Consider the following 22486-nt stretch of genomic DNA (forward strand, 5'->3'; position numbering starts at 1 on the left):
AACCATGAAGCAAATGAAGGATCGTGAGCAACTCAATTATTATTTACATTCTCATCAAATAGCATCTGTATTTAACGAAGAGTTAATGCCCTACTTGTCTTTATATAATTTTGATCAAGGAGAAATTATTTGTGAACAGGGAGAACCCCAGAGTCATCTATATATCCTTGTGGAGGGGAAGATAAAAATTTTTATGACCTCTTCCGAAGGACATAAGCTAATTATTGCTTTTAAATCCCCGCTTGAAATAGTGGGGGATATTGAATTCATACAAAATATTGAGTTGATCAATACGGTTGAAGCTGTCACGCCAGTTTGTATGATTGGGATCCACTACGATTGGTTAAAAAAGTATGGGATGGACTATCCTCCTCTCCTGCAGTTTTTACTTAAGGTCATTACAAAGAAATTTCGTATTAAGGATAATTCTTTTAGTTTTAACATGATGTATCCAGTAGAGGTACGTTTAGCAAGTTATTTAATGTCCATATCTTTTGATGAATCGAATACTAATTTTAAAGGTCGGCTCCCTATAAAAGATTTGAAAGATGCAGCTGGTCTTATCGGAACTAGCTATCGACATCTAAATCGAGTCATTAATCAGTTATGCGCAGATGGGTTAATTGACCGTAATAAAGAGTTTATCAACGTAAAAGATCGCGATGGGTTAAGTGTTCTTGCTAACCACAATATTTATGAATGATTCGAGGAGTTGTGCAGATGTTTGTAGGATTAGTAATAGCACTAATTGGAGGCTTTTTCTTAAGCTTGCAAAATATATTTAATACCAAAGTGAATGAAAAAACGGGTTCTTGGACAGCGACAACCTTGATATTAGGAATGGGTTTTTTTGCTTCGCTTCTCATTGGTTTCATTATAGAAGGTGAACGTATGTGGATGTTGGATAATATGAAAAATTGGTATTGGTTTAGTGGGATTATCGGAGTGGGTGTCGTAATCTGCGTGATTCAAAGTATCAAATTACTTGGTCCAACATATGCGATTTCCATTGTACTTACATCGCAGCTTTGCTTTGCACTACTCTGGGATTCATTAGGCTGGTTAGGGTTAGAAAAAATACCTTTTACGTTTCAACAGTTATTAGGAGTATTGATTATTATCGGTGGAATAATCCTTTTTAAACTCGGTGGTAAAGAAGTAGTAGCGGAGAACTAACTATATTGCGACAACTTCCCTGAACAAAAAGCATAGTATGTTAGTATGCACAACATTATGGAAGGGGCGATCCTATGTATTATTCAAACATTCATCATCCTTCATTACCTCCTATGCGAGTTATTACGGTGACTGGAAATGGCAAGATTTCCGTTCAACCAAACTATGTTCAAATTCAAATAGAAGTGATTACGGAGGGTAAAGATGTTAGTATAGCTCAGCAGGAAAATGCAAACATCATGAATCGCGTAATCCAATCCATTTTGGCGCTTAGTATTCCAAAAGAGGATATACAAACTGCAGCATATAATGTATTTCCAAACTATGATTATATAGAAGGAAAACAAGTCTTTCGGGGATATGAAGTTACCAATGCTATTACCGTAAAAGTAAAAGATACCAGTCAAATTGGAACGGTCATAGATACAGCGGTACAATATGGTGCAAATCGCATTTCAGGAATTCAATTTAAAATTGAAAATGCAGATTCTACTTATCAACAAGCTCTTCGTTTAGCTCTTCAAAATGCACAAATGAAAGCAAAAACAATTGCTGATTCTATGAAACTACCATTGCATCCACAACCGATAGAAATTGTAGAAGTGAATGAGGCAGCGGGTCCCGTACTATTTAAATCAGTTGCCATGTCTGAATCAGCAAATACGCCAATTGAACAAGGCCAAATAACAATTAGTGCAGCTGTTCGGGTTAAATTTCAATACTAATTTATAGTAGGAAACTCTAGCAAGAGAAGTTTTAGTAAAATTAGAAAGCAGGATGTTCATTTTAATTGAACACCCTGCTTTCTTTATTTGATATAAACAGTTTCAACTGTTAGCCTTTTCTGTGGATTCATTATTGGTGTTTAATTATTCTTCTTGCTGGTTTGACTCATTCCTAAGATAATTGTCTTGTGTTATAGAAATATCGATTAGAGTGTCTTTTTGTTTGTTAAACATCTCCAAGAAACCACTAAAAAATCTTTCCTGTTCCTCTTTTTGTAGCATTATATTGTTCAATATTGTTTTATTCATTTGCTCCAAAGAGTTGTATTTCTCCATGGAATTTTTCATATATCTGCTTTGATTAATAGAAGAGTTATTTAAAAAATTCTTTTGTCTAACAATCCTTCGATGCAAGATATTTAATACTTCCCCTTGTTTCCTCGATTGTTCCATTATCCTTTTATTAGAGTCAGTTAGCTTCTCTATATGGAAGTTGGATTTTTTTGTGGTTTGAGCGGTTCCGAACAACATATTTCTCAGATTTAAATAATTTTGCCTTTGAATCCTTTTTTGTCCGTTGATCGCTATTTCTTGTTCTTGTATCTTACCTAATATTGTTTGACATAAGTCCCTCAAGTGAGAAGAGTGCTCCATATAATGCAGGTTTAAGGATTTTTGTTCTGCTAAGAGTTCTTCATAAGGGCTAGTTACAACATGGCTTCGATTGTTGTTCATTCCAAGGGCTGTGGAAAATAAATGTACCTTCGATTCTTTCATTTCTACATACTCCTTTTTATCGCAGATGATCGTCATTTTATATTTTATGAATGTAATCGCTATTTGTGAAAAAATCTGCGGATTCAATAAGCAGTAATTCCATTCCCTTAGATTGTAAAAGTTAGAAAACGGACTTTTTTAAAAATAAAAATAATTATTAAATAGAAAGTAGAAAAATCGAGTCTGGAAAAAGACACTCGCTTTCCACAACCGAACCACCCGAAAGTATGAAGTCGTTCATGTGTTAAAGACAAAATAGTAAAAGGTGTCATGTTCTGAAACAATTGCATATTGTTTCGGAACATGACACCTTTGTTTTGTAGATAATTGTATGCTTTTTTACTTAGTAACAGGCCAGTTCCAACGCCTGTTCTCCTAGAGTATTTTCCTTCTATACGAGAGCGATCCACAAAAAATATCCCGGTAACAGTGAAGCAATGTTTCGTCCAAAGCACTCAGGAAAATAGAGAAGACAAGAAGCACTTAAAGCAGACTTGCACTTTTCTTAGGACAAATCTCAGAGTACTTTTTGGGTTTTTAAAAACTCGTTTACTAATAGATACGACTGGGCAAACTTGAACCCTAATTGCCATTCCCCGATGCCTTTTAAATGATAGTCAGTGACCAGTTTGAGTTTCTGAGCACGGGCTCTTGAATCTTCAAACCATACAATATGCTTCTGACCAGCTTCATCTCTATACTGAAAAAAAGGTTGTTGGTCTTCCTTGGAATATTGGATCGGTACTTGATGTTTCATAGCTGTTTCAATTGCCATAGAAACTGAAACGGCATGGGCATCGATCACGGTATTATCATGCATTTTCCAATCATAACCGTAACGTTGTACCCCTAAAATAATTTTACTTGCTTTCATATGCTTAAGAGCATACTCAATTGTCTGTCTTACTTCCTTTATGGGGGCGATGGGACCTGGCAAACTGGTTGCTTCGTGAAAATCATAAGCCATAATAACGACTAAATCAACAGCGGAGCCGATTCCTCCATAATCATAAGCCTTCAGATAAGGAAGTTTGTCATTGATCTTAGCTGGAATAGCGACAGAAGTATAATAACCTTCTGGCTTCAACTTTTCTCTTAACGAACGAAGAAAACTGGTATATAAATCCCTTTGTCCTTCTAGCAACATTTCAAAATCAATGTTTACACCAGCATAGTTTTTATTCTTGATTAAATTATAGATGTTTTTAATTAAACGAGCTTTAGCTTGGGGGGAGCTTAATACTTGATTTGCCAAGTCAGCATTAAATCCTGTTGATGTCAGATTAGTAATTACCGCAAGTGGTGCAACCTTATTCTCTCTTGCTACTCGAATAAGTTGTCGATCATCCAAAGAGCTCAAACTTCCATCAGCAAGAATGTGGTATTCAAAAACCCCGAAAAAAGTATTGATAGGAGCTGCACTCTGAATCATATTTTTGTTTTTGGTAGGTGTTGAGGGCAATATATAACTAAGATTTAATGCATCATATTTAGTTCTTGGAGGTAAATATAACATTGTGCCAACCACTAACGTATCTGAGTGTAGGCCATTTATGAGACGTAAGGTTTCGACAGAAATAAAGCTCATTTGGGAAATAGAATAGAGCGAGTCCCCTGGTTGAACTGTATACATATTTGTCGGAATAAGTAAATCTTGTCCTGGTACCAAGCTATCCGTTTTTAAACCATTCGTTATACGAATGCTATCCATGGTTACCTTAAATTTTGTTGCAATCGAGTATAAGGAATCCCCCATTTTTACAACATAAATAAACATAGAACTCCCTCTTTCCCAGTAGTTATTCAATTAATCATATGTAATTGTTAGAGGCTTCATAACCCCTTTTGCTATGAAACCCAAATAAAATCATACCGACAGAATGTGAGCCTGTCATACTAAATAAACATGAAATTAGAAATGATATACTTGTTTATACAAGTGATGTTTTGGAAGAAAATATTGTAGTGGCGGGTGAACTTTCTGCTGAAATTTACGCTGCAAGCTCAGTTATGGATACCGATTGGGTGGTGAATTTATGTGTAATGGATGAAACTCGAAAATCGATTCATCTCTCTAATTATATCGTGCGGGCAAAATATCGAAATGGTCATGATGCTCCAATACTGCTTGAACCAGGTGCAATTGAAAAATACTATATCTATATGCAATCGATAGCTTATACTTTTAAGAAAGGAAGTAAGATTAGGTTTTCTATCCCGTCTTAGAGTAAATTTGTTCTATCTCCAAAATCAAAAACAGGGGAAAACCCTTATGAAAATCCAAAGGAATTGGTCGTCGTACAAAGGGTGTATCATAAGGAAGAATATCCAAGTCACGTGAAATTACCGATTTTGTTAAAGGAGAAGTAATAATTAGTAGTGTTATATGCTTTTAGTTAAGAGTGTTTCGAGCGTTCTTTTTGCTAGTGAAAATTAATCAAATGTATAAATGGAAGGCGATCTATCAGGATCATAGCACTCCTTACCAACGTCTAAGTGTTAGCGAAGTAGATAGCCAAAAGTCTACATAAATATGTTTTACCCTCCAATCACAACCATTTGTAAAATGGAACCGACTATACTAGTATATCTATATTCAAGTTTTTAATAGGAGTAATGAAAATGAATAGTCAATTATTTTTACAGTTTAATACTATTTTTATTAGTATTTTAATAGAATCGTTACCCTTTATCATGTTAGCGGTAATTGTTTCAGCTTTAATACAAGTATTTGTGACAGATGAAATGCTTGCAAAAGTTATTCCCAAAAATCGGTTTCTCTCGGTGCTCTCTGCAAGTGCGCTCGGTGCGGTTTTTCCAGCTTGTGAATGTGGAATTATTCCGATTGCACGAAGGTTAATGGCGAAAGGGGTTCCGCTCCATGCAGCAATCGCGTTCATGTTAACTGGACCCGTCATAAACCCAGTCGTGCTTTTCTCCACATATGTAGCTTTCGGAAACAGTTGGAAAATGGTGTTGTATCGTGGTGGATTATCGTTTATCGTTGCATTTATTGTCGGCTTAATACTTTCTTTTCAATTTAAGGAGCCTCAGTTAAAGCATATGTTAACGTACCAGGCTTCATTGCAAAACATCCCGCTTAAAAGAAAAGTGTTAGGTGCTTTCAAACATATGGTGGATGAATTTTTTACCGTAGGAAAATACTTAATAGTAGGCGCATTAATAGCGGCTGCTGTACAAACATATATGAAAACATCTATTTTAACTTCCATCGGACACGGAGAATATTCTTCTTCACTTGTTATGATGGGGTTAGCATACATTATGTCCTTATGTTCATCTGCGGATGCATTTGTTGCTGCTTCCTTTAGAAGTACATTTTCGACTGGAGCGTTAGTAGCCTTTTTAGTATACGGTGCGAAGTTTGATATTAAGAACACATTAATGATGCTAGGGGTATTCAAAACAAAGTTCGTTTTTTTCTTATTCATTTATACAACCATTTTAGTGTTGCTAGGGTCAATAATTATTACCAAATTGTAAAGAAAGGAGAAATTTAATAATGCTTCGTTGCTGGATTTTACTAGGATTTTCGTTTCTCTTTTTACATTTACATGCATCTGGAAATATATCGAAATACATTAACTTAAAATATTCCATGTTTTCTTTTCTCGCTATTTTCATCTTCTTTTTCTTTATGCTCATTCAAATGTATTTTACTTTGAAAGATGGTAAAAATGAGGAAGATTTGGGGCCTATATGTGATTGCGGAATAGATCATTCTAAGGAAGGGAAGAAGTGGAAATCGTGGTTGGGCTACCCTATATTCTTATTTCCTATTTTGACTGCATTGTTTCTTCCCGTTGCAACTCTAGATTCAAATATTGTTGCAGCGAAGGGATTTAACTTTGAAGTTTATAATGGTAAGGATGAGTACGGTGTCCATCAGTTCCTTGAACCAGATAGTAGCGTGTTTTATGGTGAAGGGGGATATGATGAGATAAATGAAGAAGCACTGGGTAAGTACGCAAACAAAGACAGTGTGATTTTAGATGATAAAGATTATCTATATGGGATGGAAACAATATACAAAAACCCTGGATACTTTACTGGTAAAACAATTGGTTTCAGAGGGTTTACTTACGTTGATAAGGAAACTGGAGATGTCTTTTTGTTCAGGTTTGGCATCATACACTGTGTTGCGGATTCAGGAGTATTCGGGATGCTATTAGAACTTCCGAAAGGTACCACATTTCAAAATGATGACTGGATTGACGTGGAAGGTACGATGGATACGATATACTACCAACCATTTAAAAAGACAATTCCTATATTGAAGGTAGACAAGGTAAAGAAAATAACCGAACCAGAAGAACCATACGTTTATAGAAGCAATTAGCAATGAGGTATTGATAGGAGAGATTTTGATGGAAAACAATACGAAAATTCCTGTTTACGTAATAAGTGGATTTCTTGGAAGTGGCAAAACAACTGTCTTATTGAATATGTTGGAACAATGCAAGAAAAGAGGACAACAACCCGGCATTATTTTGAACGAATTAGGTGAAGAAAATGTGGAAAGCCATTTATTTGAAGATAAAAAAGTATTTGAACTTCTAAATGGTTGTATTTGCTGCACTCTCCAAGAGGATTTAAAAGAGACATTGGATGAATTGGTTACAGAAATGAAAAAACGGCCTCTGGATGTACTTTTCATTGAGGGTACTGGCGTGGCTAATCCATTAGAAATACAAGAAGCTCTTCTTTCTAAGCCATATATTGACCAGTTTGAAGTCATGTCTATTATTACCGTTTTGGATTCCAGTCATTATTTAGAATTTCAAAGTGTGTTTTCCAGTTCCGCAGAAGTTCGAAAACTAATGCAAGAGCAAATGGTCTGCGCAAGTTTATTGCTATTAAATAAGACAGATCTTGTTCCACCGAAACAACTAGATAAAATTAAACAGAAAATAGCTAAAGTCGTTGGGCAAGAAAAACAAATGGTGAATTGTCATTACGGAAAGGTTGAACCCGAAATTTTGTTTGAAAAACGTTTTCAATCCATTTCAATCGGCGAGCGACATTCTGATATAAATCACCATCATCACCACCATTCCACTTTACAGGCAATTAAGTTGGAGGATTTACCGGCATTTCAACAAAAAGCGTTTGAAAAATGGCTTTCACAGCTTCCTAATGGTATTCTTCGAGGAAAAGGGATTATCGAAATTGAAAACTCAAGCCAACTTTATAGTTTTCAATATGCATCAAAGAAAGCGCAGTTCGTCCCAATTTCTGCTTCTTCAAATAAAAAGCCGGTTATCATTCTAATTGGTATGGGGCTAGACAATGAACAATTGAATGCCCATTGTAAACGGCTACTACAGCCAAAATAACGCGTCTCTACAATATTTAGAGACGTTTTTCTTATAATAAAGATAAACTCATAAATATCGCAGTGATCCAAATAATGACTGCAGAAATCTTATTTAATATTCCAAGAAACTTACCGGATGAATCTATTTTTTTCAACATTCGACCAGCAAAACATAGTCCGTGAAACCAGCACCACGACACAATGATACATGTTGCGGTAAAAATAACTTTTTCTGTTCCCGTGTAAACGAGTGAGCTTGAACCAATTACCCCAATCGTATCAAGTATGGCATGTGGGTTTAGCAGTGACACAGATAACGCGAAAATTATTTGTTTTTTAGTAGACATTTGTACAATTTGAGCGTCAGATAATGTACTCGATTTAGCAAACCAAGTAACAATCCCCATATAAATTAAAAACACGACACCGATCCCGATTAAAGTAAAACGCAACCAATCATATTGCATAACAATCATCGACACCCCTAGAATAGCTAATAGTATTAGCAAGGTATCACATATGGAAGCAGTTAACGATGAAGGTAATGCTTTTTTAAAGGACGGTTGGATAGCCCCTTGATTGAAAATAAATATATTCTGTACACCTAATGGTAATATCAATCCTAATGCTAACAATAGTCCATGAATAAATGGCTCCATTCAAATTCCTTCTTTCATAAGTTGTACTTTTGCTGAAGATATCCGTAGAGGAAAAGCAAACTTAATGTCGAATATATATTATTAAGGAACAATACACATCATATTCAACTATCTTAGCACTATATGGATTTAATTCGGATGAAATATTCATATTTTTCTAATAGATAAATAAACTAGTAATAGGCTGGAGGGATTATGTGATGCAAGAAACGAGATATGAAGAAACAGAAAAACTAAATCCGTTTTTTTCTATTTGGCTATCTACTAGAAAAACGGTGCGTTATGTATTGGATCATAAAAGTTTAAAATATTCACTTACACTGGCTGCAGTTGCAGGAGTACCCAGTTCTATTAGTGGAATTGGTGAATGGAGTAAGAACTTTAATGTTTCTTTGTGGTTATTGTTATTAGGAATATTAATACTTGGTCCTATTATTGGCTTGATCGGAGTAGGTATTGGTGCTGTTATTTATACCTGGGTAGGCAAATGGTTTGGTGGATATGGAACGATTAGAGAGATGGCTCAGGCAATGGGCATTGTAGTGATTCCAAGTATTTGGTTGACACCATATTGGATTTTATCATTTATTTTTGTTCACAATAATCTGTTTACCATGAATTTATGGGAAGCTACATCGGCGGCGACGGTTTGGTTTATCATTTCTAATTTGTTTACCCTTACTTATTCTATTTGGATGATTATTATTCAAAGTAAAGCAATCGGAGAAGTACATCAGTTTTCAAGCGGGAAAGGGTTTGCAACGTTAATAATTCCCGGGATTGTACTAGGTATCATTTTGTTTATCATTACATTTTTTATAATCACGATGACTACGTTTTAAAAAATATAAGAGCCTGCATTTCTAATTTCTAAATGCCGGCTCTTTTTTTCATGTTATTATAATCAAAAAGGAAGAGAATATACCCGCAATGTATTTACGTGCGGAAGATGAATTCTATGTTCATACCAAAATACTTTGAAATAAATAGTCTTGAGGAAATGGTAGAAGTGATACATACAAATGGGATTGCTACTCTATACTCAAATTATCAAGAAAATCCTTCTGCCACGCATTTACCACTTCTATTGAATCATGATGGAACTGAATAGGTCGGTCATTTTGCTAAAGGAAACAAACAGTGGAAAGATATTGAAGGACAACAGGTACTTGTTGTTTTCCAAGGGCCACATTGTTACATCTCTCCCTCTTGGTATGAGACGAAAGATGCTGTACCAACTTGGAATTATGTGACTTTTCATATTGAGGGAAAAGTGAAGTTAATGGATGAAGGAGATTTTCGACTTTGGTAATCCATGGTCAACTTAACCGAAAAATATGAAGATCCGTAAGTGATTATTCGTTGGATGAAGTAGATGCTTCGTATATAGATGGACTCTCAAAAGGAGTTGTTGGTTTCACTATTTCTATTGAAAAAATGGAAGGTAAAGCAAAGCAAAGTTAAGTTAAGTCAAAACCATACGCAAGAGAGAGTGGAACGTGTTATTGAAGCACTTGAAAAGACATGTAGATTCGAAGAGCAGCAAATTGCAAGAATGATGAAAATGAAATCAAATGTATTGCTGTAAAGATAATACTTGCATAGTACCAGCGGCGGTATCTGCAGCAATTTTGGGGACAATAAAGAAGAATATGGCGACGGCGGACAAACATCAGAAACAAAGTTACCGAAAACATAGGAGCGGGAAGTGAAACAGTCACTTCCCGCTCCTAATGGTCAAAAGCAATTAAAAAACGACTATATACCGAGTACCTAGTGTTTTATCACCATATTACCTAGTAATTTACTGGATACTTTTTGTTAATCGACACATGTGTAAAAATACGCCCTTTTATTCTTGTAATATGTTTCGTACGGGGCGATACTAAAAATATAAGGTTTCAAATCAAACTATTTATTAGGGAGTAATGTTTAAAATGTCTGGGATAACAGAAGTTTTTCAAAAAAAAGGAGTAAAAAGAGTCATTATTTTTGGGTTAATTGTTTTACTTCTGTTTAGTGTGAAAAGTATGATCAATTTGATTTTACTTACGTTTATTTTTACATTTTTAATGGATCAACTCGTAGAATTTGTGGCGAAACGTGTGAAATTAAAACGAGTATTTCTTGTAATATTGATGTATTCACTAATTGTGGGCTTGTTGGTATTAGGGCTCGTGAAATACTTGCCTATTATTACAATAGAAGTAAGTCAACTTGTGAAACGAGTTACAACCTTTTACACACAGCCACATGAGAGCGTTTTGATTAATTATATTGTGTCATTTATCTCAACAAATCAGATTTCCGCTTATTTAGAGAATGGTTTATCTTTTCTGCTGAAATCCTTTTCAGATATTAGTAAAATTAGCGTTCAAGTTCTAATAGCTTTGGTATTGAGTTTGTTTTTCTTGTTGGAAAAGCCGCGTTTAAAAGAGTTCACTGCTAAATTTAAGGATAGTAAGATTGCCCCTTTTTACTATGAAATTGAATTTTTTGGAAAGAAATTTACCCGTACATTTGGAAAGGTAATTGAGGCTCAGTTTATCATTGCGATCATTAATGGTGCTTTGTCGGTAATTGCAATGATCATTTTAGGATTTCCTCAAATATTTGGTTTAGCAATTGTCGTCTTCTTTTTAGGGCTAATACCAGTTGCTGGGGTAATCATTTCATTAATTCCCCTGTGTCTAGTTGCTTATACGATTGGAGGATTTATAAAGGTCATTTACGTTGTTATTGCTATTGCAATTATTCATGCAATAGAAGCATACTTTTTGAATCCTAAACTTATGTCTTCAAAAACGGACTTACCGGTTTTTTATACTTTCGTAGTGCTTATTTTTTCCCAAAATTTCTTTGGTGTATGGGGATTGATTATAGGAATACCAGTATTTGTTTTCTTACTAGATGTTCTTGAGGTAACCAATAAGGAAATAAAAAATCCTATTACTTTACCTAATATAAAAAAGGATTAATTGCATTTCTCTGTGTTTTTTTTCTATTAGAGATGTCTAAGAAAGGATGATTGGTTGTGAATAACTACAATTCAATAAAGCTAACTACTCTAAGTTCAAAAGGAGGATGCGGTTGTAAAATAGGGCCTGCAGATTTGGAGGAAGTACTACGTTCGTTACCGAAGTCCCTTTCTGATCCTAACTTATTAGTTGGGCTTGGTACGAGTGATGATGCCGGTGTATATCGAATAAATGATACAACAGCCATCGTGCAAACGCTTGACTTTTTCACTCCAATTGTTGATAAACCTTATGATTTTGGACAAATTGCAGCTACGAATGCAATAAGTGATGTATATGCAATGGGTGGAACGCCGATAACTGCACTTAATATCGTTGCATTTCCAATCTCGACGTTAGATAAAGGTATACTAGGTGAAATACTACGTGGTGCTGGAGACAAACTAAAAGAAGCAGGTGTGACCTTAGTAGGTGGGCACTCGATCGATGACAAGGAACCGAAATTCGGCCTTGCTGTAACTGGCGTTGTGCATCCAGATAAAATCAGAACAAATGCAGGTGCTCAAGTAGGGGATCAATTAATTTTAACAAAGCCGATTGGCGTAGGTATTTGCACAACAGCACTTAAAAACAATTTGTTGTCTGAAGAAGAAATTACGCAAGTGACAAAGGTTATGACTACCCTGAATAAGACGACTGCCGAAGTAATGTCGAACTACGATGTTCATGCAGTTACTGATATAACTGGTTTTGGATTACTTGGGCATGCTTCCGAAATGGCTAAAGGGAGTGGAGTAGGTTTACGTATTTTTTATGAGCAAGTTCCAATTTTACCGCGAGTGAAAGAACTGGCTATATCGGGTTCAGTACCTGGAGGAACGAAAAATAACTTTTTGCATTTAGCAGAGGTGGTCAGTTATCCTGAATCATTTGATCAAATAGATCGTTGGATTTTATGCGATGCCGTTACATCAGGTGGTTTGTTAATTTCAATTGCTAGCAATGAAGCAAATACGCTCGTTAAGGAGCTTCAAGAAAATGGTGTCGATGCACGAATCATTGGGGAAGTAACAGATAATCATTTAGGACGTATCCATGTAGAGTAGAGGGACTAAAAATTAGTTTAGTAGGTGAAAGTGTTGTTTCATGAGATTCCATTATCTGATTTATTAGCTTTGCAAAAAAAAGAAAACCACATAATAATTGATGTGCGCTCTCCTAAGGAATTTAAGGAGTCAACCATTCCTGGAAGTATTAATATCCCCGTTTTTAACGATGAAGAGCGTGCGGAGGTGGGGACAATCTATAAACAAGTTGGTGCTAAAGAGGCAAGCGAAAGAGGTTTAGCTATTTTTTCTCAGAAGCTTCCAGCTTTTATATCTGAGTTTAAACAGTTAGAAACGCCATTTACCGTTTTTTGTTGGCGCGGTGGAATGCGTAGCAAAACTGCAGCTACTGTACTAGATTTAATGGGATTCCAAGTGAATCGCCTAACTGGAGGAATTCGTACCTACCGCCAATGGGTTGCGAACGAATTAGAAAAACAAGAATTTATGCCAAAACTAATAGTTTTAAATGGATACACTGGATCAGGTAAAACGGCAATTTTGAAACGATTATCTCAGGATGGATTTCCAGTGATCGATCTGGAGGAAATGGCTGGACATAGAGGATCTATCTTTGGTCAAATTGGTCTAGAGCCGAGCAATCAGACAAAATTTGACTCTCTTCTCCTTACTGAAATGTTACGTTATCAAAGGGAGCCTTACGTTTTTATAGAAGGGGAAAGTAAGCGAATTGGGAAAGTTGGTATGCCTCAATTTCTATATGAACAAAAAGAACAAGGACTACAATTGGTGATTAATCTTCCAATCGAGGTAAGAGTTCAAAATATTATAGAAGACTATCGACCATGGGAATCGCCTCAGTATTTTAAAGAAGCTTTCCAATTGATCAAAAAACGAATTCATACGCCAGTTGCTAAACAAATCGAGGTTAATTTGGATAATGAGGATTTTGCCCTCGCGACTCAGCTGTTACTAGAGTATTACTATGATTCCAAATATGAATATTCAGGAAGTCACATTCTTGAGCAGCGAAAAATTATTATTGATGTAGTTGATATAGAAGATGCTTACGAAAAAATACTATATGAAATGAAACAAATAGCTCAGTAAACTCAACGTACCAGTTTTAAAATAATTTCGAATTATTTTAAAACTGGTACTTATTATTTTTTTACTTTCACAGGAGTTAATTTCATAATTTGGAGCGAAAGGCGGCGACTCCTTCGGCATGAGTGAGACAGATGAGCCATCGCAAACGACGCGAATGCGGCGGTTATGGCTCATCGCTCACCCCGCGGAAAGCGTCCGTCGATAGCGGAAAATACGCTGATTTATGAAGATTATATGATACATACTCTCACATTTCACTTTAATATTGTTCGTGTTTTATGTGCTAATTTCGAATTATGAAATTGATTTACTTAGATAATAAGTTGAGATTGACTTGTCCAATATTAGACTTGGTTTTAGTAATATAATAGAATATAGAAAAGAAACAGAAAATTAGGATGCTAATATGTTATACGTAGATTTTAATGCATCTTACGAGGTAAGTGTAAGTAGCTTTAATTTTTGGAACCGTTTGATTAGTAACTATCAAGCGTTTTTTTTATATTTCATTTCGCTTATAAAATTAGTAAGGAAGGGTGATTACATGTCGAAGCCATATTACATGATTATTAATGGAGAAGATGTTGGAAAAGACCTACCTGTTATTGAAGTTAGTAATCCTGCTACAGAAGAAATGTTTGCTACTGTACCAAAAGGAGGGTCCAAAGAAGCAGTGGAAGCTGTTGATGCAGCTTATGAAGCATATGGGAAATGGTCTAATTTGTCAGCATATGAAAGAAGCGAGCTCATACAAAATTGGCACATTCTGATTAAAGAACATACAGAGGATCTTGCTAAAACAATGACAGAGGAGCAAGGAAAACCTCTTTCAGAAGCTCGTGGGGAAATCAATTATGCAAATGGCTTTATTTCTTGGTATGCAGAAGAGGGCAAGCGAATTTACGGAGAAATAATTCCTGCTACTCAACGAAATAAACGACTTTTTGTGCATAAACAGCCAGTAGGAGTTGTTGCAATAATAACCCCTTGGAACTTTCCAGCAGCGATGATTACGAGAAAAGTTGGTCCGGCACTTGCTGCAGGTTGTACTGTAGTTATTAAGCCAGCTGGTCAGACCCCGCTTACGGCTATAAAGCTAGTACAGTTAGCGAAAGAAGCTGGCATCCCTAACGGAGTAGTGAATGTAGTAACTGGAGATTCCAAAGCCATTGGAGATGCTTGGCTTGAGGATACACGCGTTCGCAAGCTGACATTTACTGGTTCTACTGAAGTAGGGAAATTATTGATGAAAGGCGCAGCTGATACGGTAAAAAAAGTATCGCTTGAACTAGGGGGACATGCTCCTTCTATTATCATGGAAGATTGTAATTTAGAAAAAGCGGCAGAAAACGTGCTTGCGGCGAAATTCCGAAATGCTGGTCAAACTTGTGTATGTATCAATCGTGTGTATGTTCAGGAATCTATTGCAAACAAATTTACTGAATTACTTTTGGAGAAGACGAAACAGTTGAAGGTTGGCAATGGCCTTGAAGCAGGTGTGACGATAGGACCGCTAATTGATGATTCTGCCGTTCGAAAAGCGCAAGAACATGTAGAGGATGCAGCGTCAAAAGGAGCAGAAGTAAAACTAGGTGGAAAAAGAAAAGAAGGTCTTTTCTTTGAACCAACGATTTTGACAAATGTAACGGATGATATGTTATGCATGCGAGAGGAAACATTTGGACCCGTTATACCAATCAGCACATTTAAGGACGAAGAAGAGGCAGTAAGGCGTGCAAATGATTCCATATATGGACTTGCCGCATATGTTTTTACGGAAAATATATCCAGAGGAATACGTATTACAGAAAAACTAGAGTACGGTATTATTGGATTAAATGACGGTCTTCCATCAACTCCTCAAGCACCATTTGGAGGTTTTAAGCAAAGTGGTCTAGGACGTGAAGGTGGCCACCATGGAATGGATGAATATTTAGAAATAAAATATATTTCCCTTGGTCTATAATTACGCAATCGACTTGCATTCAAATTATTTAGAATAGTTAAAACGCAAGTCTTTTTTCATGTTATGATAAATAAAATGTGAGAAGAGTTAGGTGAATATACATGAAATTTTATGTGGGGTCCGGTTTAAAAAATAAAGAACAGGTGAGAGAAGTAGGAGGAAAGCTTAAAAACATAGGGTGGAACCAAACGTATGACTGGACGCAAAATGAACGAGCAAACAACCTTGCAGATTTAATGCATATTGGCACACAGGAAAAAGAGGCAATAAAAGATGCTGATTATGTCATTATTTTATTGCCTGGTGGTAAAGGAAGTCATATTGAATTAGGAATGGCTATCGCACTGAAAAAACAAATTTTTCTTTACTCACCTCATGGAGAAGCGATGGATATGGAAACGACAAGTACATTCTATCACTTACCAGAAGTGAACATCTGCACAGGCTCAGTTGACGAACTTATTTCAGCAATACAAGAAAATAGCTAATTGGAGGGGGAATAGATGAAACAAATCATTGGTATGGGTGGCGGGGGCTTTTCCATGGAGCCTGAAAACCCGTTATTAGATCGATATATTTTGAAGCAATCAAAAAGTAAAAGACCAAAAATCTGCTTTATAGGTACAGCTAGTGGCGATGCGGAAGGTTATATTGAGCGTTTTTATGATTTCTTTCAAAAGGAAGAGTGTGAGCCGGCGCATCTATCGTTATTTAAACCGCATACCCGTGATATTAAGGGATTTTTAAGAGAACAAGACATCTTATATATAGGCGGAGGAAACACGAAAAACTTAATGGCGCTTTGGAAAGAATGGGAGCTGGATAAAGCTATTCGAGAAGCGTATGAAAATGGAACAATTTTATCTGGCCTTAGTGCTGGTTCACTTTGTTGGTTTGAAGAAGGTGTGACAGATTCTTATGGCGGTGGGATTGAGCCGATTTCATGTCTTGGTCTAATAGGCGGGAGTCATTGTCCGCATTATGATGGAGAAGGAAATTACCGTCATGCTTATAAACGTCTTATTCATGAGAATGTTATAGTAGCTGGCTATGCTGCAGATGACGGGGTTGCTCTACATTTCATAGATGAAAAATTACACACAGTGGTAAGTTCTCGTCCACAAGCAAGTGGATATCGTGTGGATAAAAATAAAGAAGAAAAGTTATCCACAACATATTTAGGTACAGAAAACTAATCAAAACAAAGAAGATAACAATTGTTTACCTAGACTCATGTCAGGCAATCAACTCTCTATTGGATTTGATTGCTCTCATGGGGAATCTAGTTGTTTTAAAAATGGATTTGGTTGCTTTGAGATGCTAATTAGTTGCTCTCGAGGCAGCATTGGTTGCTTAAAGACATAAATTGGTCTCGCTTAGCCACTTAATGGAATTTTCAAAACGAAAAAGGGACTTATAAAAAAGTCCCAAGCTCATAAGTATTAATTCTCTTTCAAAAAAACGATTAAATCTCGAAGATTCTCCTGTGTTACCCCGTGACCGTCTTTGTAAGTTTTAAATACCACGTTAGCTCCTTGTGCCTCAAAGTAATTCTTGCTTTCCAAACTTAATTGAGATGGAATCACATAATCATAGTCTCCATGTGAAATAAATATATTCAAATGAGCGACAGGATGCTTACGATATTCATCTTTCACGAAGTCAGGTAAATAACCACTTAACGCAACAACTCCACTAAGAACACCACCCATCGTTAAAGCTAAAGTTTGTGCTAAAACCGCACCTTGGCTAAAGCCGAGTACGTATATATGTTCCAAGTTAAGATCGAATTCCTCAATGGCCTCATCTATAAAAGATTGAATATAGGTGACCACTTTATCAAATATGTCATGATCTGGCTTGTCTTCTGCATCCGTTGTGAAAAAAGCATAGCCAGGTTTAAAAACGATAGGACCACGCAAACTAAATATATGATGAGTCTTCTCGAATTCAGTAACAAGTTGTGGCAAATCAGCTTCATTGCTTCCCATACCGTGTAATAAAAAGATGGCTGGTTGCTTTTCTGCTGTAATTTGTGGCGCTGTGTGTTTATATGTAAAAGGTGATTTCATTTATCTTGTCCCCCTAGGCTTTATGTAAGTTCATTTTATCATAAGTGATGAAAAGGAAAGCTTTTGGATATCCTAACAAAAAAAGCATATTAGGAGAAAAAGCCATGAAAGAATTTAAAGTAACTTATTTTTATAATGAAAATTACTACATAAGAAGATTTATCTTTGTGGGGTCTCAAGAAAAAGCAGAAGATCTAATTCAAAGTGAACGAGATAGTTACATTTCCTTTCGAGATAGCAGAGAAATTTATCATGAACTAAATACTCGGGACGTTCGAGTAATTCAAATTTCCGAATACAATAGAATCGATAAAAGTAAAAAAGGTACCAACGAATAGTGCCGCTTGGACTAACCTAAAATAATGAGACAATATAAAACACCTTCGATAGTGGTACACTTAAAACAAGTACTTAAATCGGAGGTGTTTTTGCATGGGCAAAAACGTGTATTCAAGTGAAATTAAATGGGCAGTCGTGAAAGATAAAATGAGCGGTCATCTTACGACGAAAGAAATTATGGAGAAATACGGAATTAAGAATAAATCTCAAATTGAGACATGGATGAGATGGTATAGAGCGAATGAAATTCATCGTTTCGATCAACCGATCGGGAAGCAATATTCATTTGGGCATGGACCTGAATTTAAGAGTGAAGAAGAGAAGAAAGATACACAAATGAACCATTTGAAAATGGAGAATGAGATTCTAAAAAAGTATATGGAAATGGTAAAGGAGTTGAAAAACAGCTAGTTCTTCAAATCGTGGAAAAGTATCGAAAAAAATATACAGTAACGGCAATTCTGTCAGCCCTTCAGGTGCCTCGATCCACCTTTTATCGTTGGTTAGCAGAAGGTGTAGAATACGTTCGAACCAAAGCAGAAGAAGCAATCATCGAACTATGCAAGAAAACGAAATACCGCAATGGTCATCGTAAAATTAAGGCGTTATTGAAAAGAGAATATGGAATTGAATTAGACCGCAATACGGTCCAGAAAACCATGCAGAAGTATAATCTTCAATGCAAAGTGAAGCAAAAACGAAAATGGAAATCACAAGGAGAGTCAGTAGTAATTGCCCCAAATTTATTGAATCGTAACTTTACAGCTAGTAAACCGAATGAAAAATGGGTAACAGATATTACGTATATTCAATATGGTAGCGTCACTTTATATCTTTCGACGATCATGGATTTATATAATAATGAAATTGTCGCTTATAAGCTCTACAATCATCAACAGACACCGTTGGTAATAGATACGCTTAAAGAGGCATTGATAGCTCGTGGAAATCCGCAGGAAGTCATTGTACATTCTGATCAAGGGAGTGTTTACACATCATATGCGTATCAGGATTGCTTGAAGGAGAATCATCTAGTGAGTAGCATGTCCAGACGCGGCAACTGTTGGGATAACGCTGTTATCGAATCCTATCATTCTAGTTTAAAAACAGAAGAATTTTATTTAACTAAGTTTAATTCATTGAGCAATATTTGCGTTATACAACGAATTGACGAATATCTTCATCATTACAATGAAGAACGTATCCAAGAAAAATTAGGCTACCTAACACCAAAAGAATTTGGCATTGCGGCAGCCTAAAATAGGTGTTTTATATGTGTCTCATATCGCTAGGTCAGTTCAGCTGGTACCTTTACTTATAGGTGTTGAATTTTTTTTTTGATTAATATATTTTCTCTTTTACCATAAATATTTACGAGTATTACACTCGAAATAGCAACAATTCCTCCTACAATGGAGATAGGTGCAGGTAACTCATGGAGCCATATCCAAGAAACGATAATGGAAACAACTGGTTCGATGTATAACATATTGGATACTGTGCTTGCATTTCCAAGCGAAAGTGCAGACGCCCACGTGATATAGGCGATAGCAGTTGGGAAAATACCTAAATAAATGACCGATAAGTTTGCTTCCATCGATGCGTGTTGAATATCTTGAAGAAGACCTGGCATAAAAATAAGAAATGGCAATGTACCAGCCCATGTTAAATATGCGGTCAACTCAATTGGATTGTACTTTTTCAATAATGGCTTTTGAAACACAAAAAATATCGCTGTTGAGACTGCCGCAAGAAGGACTAAAAATACACCTTTTGAAATTCCGGAAGAGGAACTACCAGTACCTAGTGCGATCATCAAAATACCAAGAAATCCTAAACTCAAACCTATCCAACCTATTGTGCCCAAACGTTCTTTTAGCACTATTACGGCAATAATTGTTGTAAATATAGGTGCGGAACCAATCAGCATTCCGGTTGTTCCTGCAGAAACAGTCAGTTGCCCAAAAGTAATACTTATATGATAAACACTAATTCCAATCCAGCCAATTAGTAAAATCTTTAATATATCTTCCTTTTTCGGTAAATGAATTTTTCCTCCAGGTAACAAAGCCGTAACCCCAAATAGGAAGGATGCAATGATAAAACGAACTAATACTAAATGACCTGCAGAATAACCGCCATGTAAACCGGAACTAATAGCGGTAAAAGTAGATCCCCAAATGACGACGGTTATTGATGCCAAAATAAGAGCTTTCGTATTCAATTTTTCCACCAAACTTTCTACTACTTTGTAACATAATAAAAACAACTAATCTTACAACAGAAATCAGTAGAATACAATATATTAATTAAGATAATATATAAACTTATATATCATATAGAGAACGAATAGTTGCTTGTGAAGGCGATGCAAAAAAAGATTAAATATACCTTGTAACAGTGTAGCCCGACGCCTACGCTCTTCTTAAAAGTTAAAATTGTATTGGCTGCTAGGTATTTTCAGGATGCAGATGGATTCTGGTTAGTTATTATGTGTTGTGCCTCTAATCTTACAAGGGCTTGACCTGGATTGTTATTTCCTTTTATCGTCCAAAGTATACATGAATCAGTAGGTAGATGATTAGAGAAGGTGGAACATAGACAGCTTCTATTGTTAAAGAAACGCTGAGCGGACGAAATTGCATCTTCGTTCGCTTTTAAAAGAATAGGAAGGGATATATTCTCTCATTATCCAAACCTTACGTACCTTGTCTCTACATATTTCAAGAGGGCGACGGACAAACATCTGCCACAAGATTACTGAAAAAAATGTAGCTGGAAGTGACGCTGTCACTTCCAGCTACACAATTCCAACAGTAATAGTGTAGTCGATATTTCGTCCAAAGCACTCTAGAGATAGAGAAGACAAGATCAAGATGCACTTAAAGGACGCTTGCGTTTTTCATACTAATGCTAGGATTTAATAATTGGCAAATTGTCTGATCATACATATCCTATAGATACAAATGAATCTGAATGAATGGATGGATTCTCGAATGAAAACAATTGTATTTATTGGAAGTAATGAGTTTGGGACAAGTAAAGAAGCTCTTGCGATTGCAAAAGAAATGGGGTATTTCGTTGTATTATTAACGGACAAAAGAAAGCTAATGATGAATAATCATGGATTTTCTGAAGTTAATCAGATCGTTTTTATGAAAAATTTATTGGATGAAAAACAAGTTATTGAACAGATTAAAAAACTAGAGAAAGAAGGAAAGCAAATTTGTGCATGCCTCAGTTTTATAGATCCATTTGTTTCTTATGCATCTAGAATAGCTAAACAATTTGGCTTGGAGCAGATTTCAGTAGACTCATTAAATTTAATGGAAGATAAAATAAAGGTTAGAGAAAAGCTCGCAAACCTCCCAATTACCCCTTTTTATAAAGTTTTTCATTGTGCTGATTCCCCGAAAGAGTTTGAAAAGAATAGTAAAGCATTTTTCCCTTTAATAGTAAAACCCCCTATTTCCAATGGATCGAAGGATGTTTTATTGGTTAATTCCGTAGAAATGTTAGAGGATGCTATAATACTTTTACAAAAAAAACATCCAAAAAGTTCATTATTAATAGAAGAATATTTACCCGGTCCGCAGTTTCTTATTGAAATTATAGTTTACAACAGCGAAATAACACTCGTTGGGGTAATTGAGCAGAAAGTAATTTACAATGGGAGATTTATTGTTATTGGCTATAAGTTTCCCGCAAAAGTAAATACGAATGAATATAAAAACCTCTATCGATCGATTTCAAGCATCGTTGAACAAACAGGACTTACAACCGGATCGTGTCATATAGAGATGAAACTTGTTCAAGGAGAATGGAAACTAATCGAAATCAACCCTAGAATGTCTGGAGGGGCAATGAACCGAATTATAGAAGAAGGGACAGGTATTAACCTCATAAAAGAAATAATAAAAATGTATCTAGGTGAGGAACCTACATTAATAGAAACGAGAAAACAATATGTATACGCTAGATATTTAACGATAGAGTCCCGAGGTAAGCTACTCAAAGTTACTGGAAAAGAACTGGCGTTAATGCATGATGGGGTCAAATACGTTTATATTAAGCCTTTAAAAGGGAAAATCCTAACCAATCCATATTCTATGGGTAATCGGTATGCATGCATAATAGCGGCATCTGAATCAGATGAAAAAGCGGAAGCAATAGCATTAGCAGCAGCAAAAGAAATAAAATTTTATTTAGAACCACTTTGAATGTCAATTTAGGTAAGTTGGGCAAGCTTTTAACCCGTATGAACTACTCAAACCTTAAT

General features: G+C 35.8%; 22 protein-coding genes and 1 pseudogene. 18 read left to right on the plus strand and 5 right to left on the minus strand.

Annotation, left to right across the window (positions count from 1 at the left end; all coding sequences use genetic code 11):
- Nucleotides 1-4 precede the first annotated feature (4 nt).
- The 3 genes from ACEPXG_RS01685 to ACEPXG_RS01695 all read left to right on the plus strand — a co-directional run bounded on the left by ACEPXG_RS01685 (nucleotide 5) and on the right by ACEPXG_RS01695 (nucleotide 1901).
- Complete coding sequence (locus ACEPXG_RS01685; protein ID WP_391206779.1) at nucleotides 5-703, plus strand: Crp/Fnr family transcriptional regulator; 699 nt, start codon at nucleotides 5-7, stop codon at nucleotides 701-703.
- 17 nt (nucleotides 704-720) lie between these two features.
- Nucleotides 721-1176, plus strand: a complete 456-nt coding sequence (locus ACEPXG_RS01690) for a DMT family transporter (RefSeq protein ID WP_391206782.1) — start codon at nucleotides 721-723, stop codon at nucleotides 1174-1176.
- A gap of 74 nt (nucleotides 1177-1250) precedes the next feature.
- A complete protein-coding gene (locus tag ACEPXG_RS01695) occupies nucleotides 1251-1901 on the plus strand; it encodes an SIMPL domain-containing protein (RefSeq protein ID WP_391206785.1) in 651 nt (216 codons plus the stop codon).
- Between the two features lie 144 nt (nucleotides 1902-2045).
- Here the strand turns inward: ACEPXG_RS01695 and ACEPXG_RS01700 are convergent, their stop codons facing one another.
- Nucleotides 2046-2678 (minus strand): hypothetical protein, encoded by a 633-nt coding sequence (locus ACEPXG_RS01700; protein ID WP_391206788.1) that lies wholly within the window; start codon nucleotides 2676-2678, stop codon nucleotides 2046-2048.
- Between the two features lie 517 nt (nucleotides 2679-3195).
- A complete protein-coding gene (locus ACEPXG_RS01705; protein WP_391206791.1) occupies nucleotides 3196-4455 on the minus strand; it encodes a glycosyl hydrolase family 18 protein in 1260 nt (419 codons plus the stop codon).
- A gap of 170 nt (nucleotides 4456-4625) precedes the next feature.
- Here ACEPXG_RS01705 and ACEPXG_RS01710 point away from each other — a divergent pair, with 170 nt between their 5' ends.
- The 4 genes from ACEPXG_RS01710 to ACEPXG_RS01725 all read left to right on the plus strand — a co-directional run bounded on the left by ACEPXG_RS01710 (nucleotide 4626) and on the right by ACEPXG_RS01725 (nucleotide 8035).
- Nucleotides 4626-4904: a CocE/NonD family hydrolase C-terminal non-catalytic domain-containing protein gene (locus tag ACEPXG_RS01710; RefSeq protein WP_391206794.1), complete on the plus strand. Its 279-nt coding sequence runs from the start codon at nucleotides 4626-4628 to the stop codon at nucleotides 4902-4904.
- A gap of 396 nt (nucleotides 4905-5300) precedes the next feature.
- Nucleotides 5301-6182: a permease gene (locus ACEPXG_RS01715; protein ID WP_391206797.1), complete on the plus strand. Its 882-nt coding sequence runs from the start codon at nucleotides 5301-5303 to the stop codon at nucleotides 6180-6182.
- Between the two features lie 19 nt (nucleotides 6183-6201).
- Entirely contained in the window at nucleotides 6202-7038 is an 837-nt protein-coding gene (locus tag ACEPXG_RS01720) for a TIGR03943 family putative permease subunit (RefSeq protein ID WP_391206799.1), read from the plus strand.
- A 28-nt stretch (nucleotides 7039-7066) separates the two neighbouring features.
- The gene (locus ACEPXG_RS01725; RefSeq protein ID WP_391206802.1) at nucleotides 7067-8035 is read left to right on the plus strand and encodes a CobW family GTP-binding protein; all 969 of its coding nucleotides are present in this window, start codon (nucleotides 7067-7069) and stop codon (nucleotides 8033-8035) included.
- Between the two features lie 31 nt (nucleotides 8036-8066).
- On the opposite strand, the gene ACEPXG_RS01730 is transcribed toward ACEPXG_RS01725, so the two are convergent.
- Entirely contained in the window at nucleotides 8067-8675 is a 609-nt protein-coding gene (locus tag ACEPXG_RS01730) for a LysE/ArgO family amino acid transporter (RefSeq protein ID WP_391206805.1), read from the minus strand.
- A 200-nt stretch (nucleotides 8676-8875) separates the two neighbouring features.
- Between ACEPXG_RS01730 and ACEPXG_RS01735 the strand changes: the two genes are divergently transcribed.
- The 8 genes and pseudogenes from ACEPXG_RS01735 to ACEPXG_RS01770 all read left to right on the plus strand — a co-directional run bounded on the left by ACEPXG_RS01735 (nucleotide 8876) and on the right by ACEPXG_RS01770 (nucleotide 16992).
- The gene (locus tag ACEPXG_RS01735; protein WP_391206808.1) at nucleotides 8876-9517 is read left to right on the plus strand and encodes a YIP1 family protein; all 642 of its coding nucleotides are present in this window, start codon (nucleotides 8876-8878) and stop codon (nucleotides 9515-9517) included.
- A gap of 116 nt (nucleotides 9518-9633) precedes the next feature.
- Nucleotides 9634-10263 (plus strand): annotated as a pseudogene (locus tag ACEPXG_RS01740) (FMN-binding negative transcriptional regulator).
- 349 nt (nucleotides 10264-10612) lie between these two features.
- A complete protein-coding gene (locus tag ACEPXG_RS01745) occupies nucleotides 10613-11653 on the plus strand; it encodes an AI-2E family transporter (RefSeq protein WP_391206811.1) in 1041 nt (346 codons plus the stop codon).
- A 56-nt stretch (nucleotides 11654-11709) separates the two neighbouring features.
- A complete protein-coding gene (selD, locus tag ACEPXG_RS01750) occupies nucleotides 11710-12759 on the plus strand; it encodes a selenide, water dikinase SelD (protein ID WP_391206814.1) in 1050 nt (349 codons plus the stop codon).
- A gap of 33 nt (nucleotides 12760-12792) precedes the next feature.
- Complete coding sequence (gene mnmH, locus ACEPXG_RS01755) at nucleotides 12793-13830, plus strand: tRNA 2-selenouridine(34) synthase MnmH (protein ID WP_391206817.1); 1038 nt, start codon at nucleotides 12793-12795, stop codon at nucleotides 13828-13830.
- Nucleotides 13831-14374: 544 nt separating this feature from the next.
- A complete protein-coding gene (locus tag ACEPXG_RS01760) occupies nucleotides 14375-15796 on the plus strand; it encodes an NAD-dependent succinate-semialdehyde dehydrogenase (protein WP_391206819.1) in 1422 nt (473 codons plus the stop codon).
- Between the two features lie 101 nt (nucleotides 15797-15897).
- Complete coding sequence (locus ACEPXG_RS01765) at nucleotides 15898-16284, plus strand: nucleoside 2-deoxyribosyltransferase (RefSeq protein ID WP_391206822.1); 387 nt, start codon at nucleotides 15898-15900, stop codon at nucleotides 16282-16284.
- Between the two features lie 15 nt (nucleotides 16285-16299).
- Nucleotides 16300-16992 carry a Type 1 glutamine amidotransferase-like domain-containing protein gene (locus ACEPXG_RS01770; RefSeq protein WP_391206825.1) on the plus strand — a complete coding sequence of 231 codons (693 nt, stop codon included), beginning with the start codon at nucleotides 16300-16302 and terminating at the stop codon, nucleotides 16990-16992.
- Nucleotides 16993-17238: 246 nt separating this feature from the next.
- Here the strand turns inward: ACEPXG_RS01770 and ACEPXG_RS01775 are convergent, their stop codons facing one another.
- Nucleotides 17239-17868 (minus strand): alpha/beta hydrolase, encoded by a 630-nt coding sequence (locus ACEPXG_RS01775; protein ID WP_391206828.1) that lies wholly within the window; start codon nucleotides 17866-17868, stop codon nucleotides 17239-17241.
- Nucleotides 17869-17972: 104 nt separating this feature from the next.
- Between ACEPXG_RS01775 and ACEPXG_RS01780 the strand changes: the two genes are divergently transcribed.
- Nucleotides 17973-18206: a hypothetical protein gene (locus ACEPXG_RS01780; protein ID WP_391206830.1), complete on the plus strand. Its 234-nt coding sequence runs from the start codon at nucleotides 17973-17975 to the stop codon at nucleotides 18204-18206.
- Between the two features lie 94 nt (nucleotides 18207-18300).
- Nucleotides 18301-19466, plus strand: a protein-coding gene (locus ACEPXG_RS01785) for an IS3 family transposase (RefSeq protein ID WP_391202224.1) whose coding sequence is annotated in 2 segments (ribosomal slippage) — nucleotides 18301-18577 and nucleotides 18577-19466 — 1167 coding nt in all. Because the reading frame shifts where the segments join, the coding sequence is not laid out codon by codon here.
- Nucleotides 19467-19522: 56 nt separating this feature from the next.
- Here the strand turns inward: ACEPXG_RS01785 and ACEPXG_RS01790 are convergent.
- Nucleotides 19523-20440: a DMT family transporter gene (locus tag ACEPXG_RS01790; RefSeq protein WP_391206832.1), complete on the minus strand. Its 918-nt coding sequence runs from the start codon at nucleotides 20438-20440 to the stop codon at nucleotides 19523-19525.
- Nucleotides 20441-21203: 763 nt separating this feature from the next.
- Here ACEPXG_RS01790 and ACEPXG_RS01795 point away from each other — a divergent pair.
- Nucleotides 21204-22427 carry an ATP-grasp domain-containing protein gene (locus tag ACEPXG_RS01795; RefSeq protein ID WP_391206834.1) on the plus strand — a complete coding sequence of 408 codons (1224 nt, stop codon included), beginning with the start codon at nucleotides 21204-21206 and terminating at the stop codon, nucleotides 22425-22427.
- Nucleotides 22428-22486: the final 59 nt, after the last annotated feature.

Source organism: Psychrobacillus sp. L4 (assembly GCF_042944905.1).
Lineage (GTDB): Bacteria > Bacillota > Bacilli > Bacillales_A > Planococcaceae > Psychrobacillus.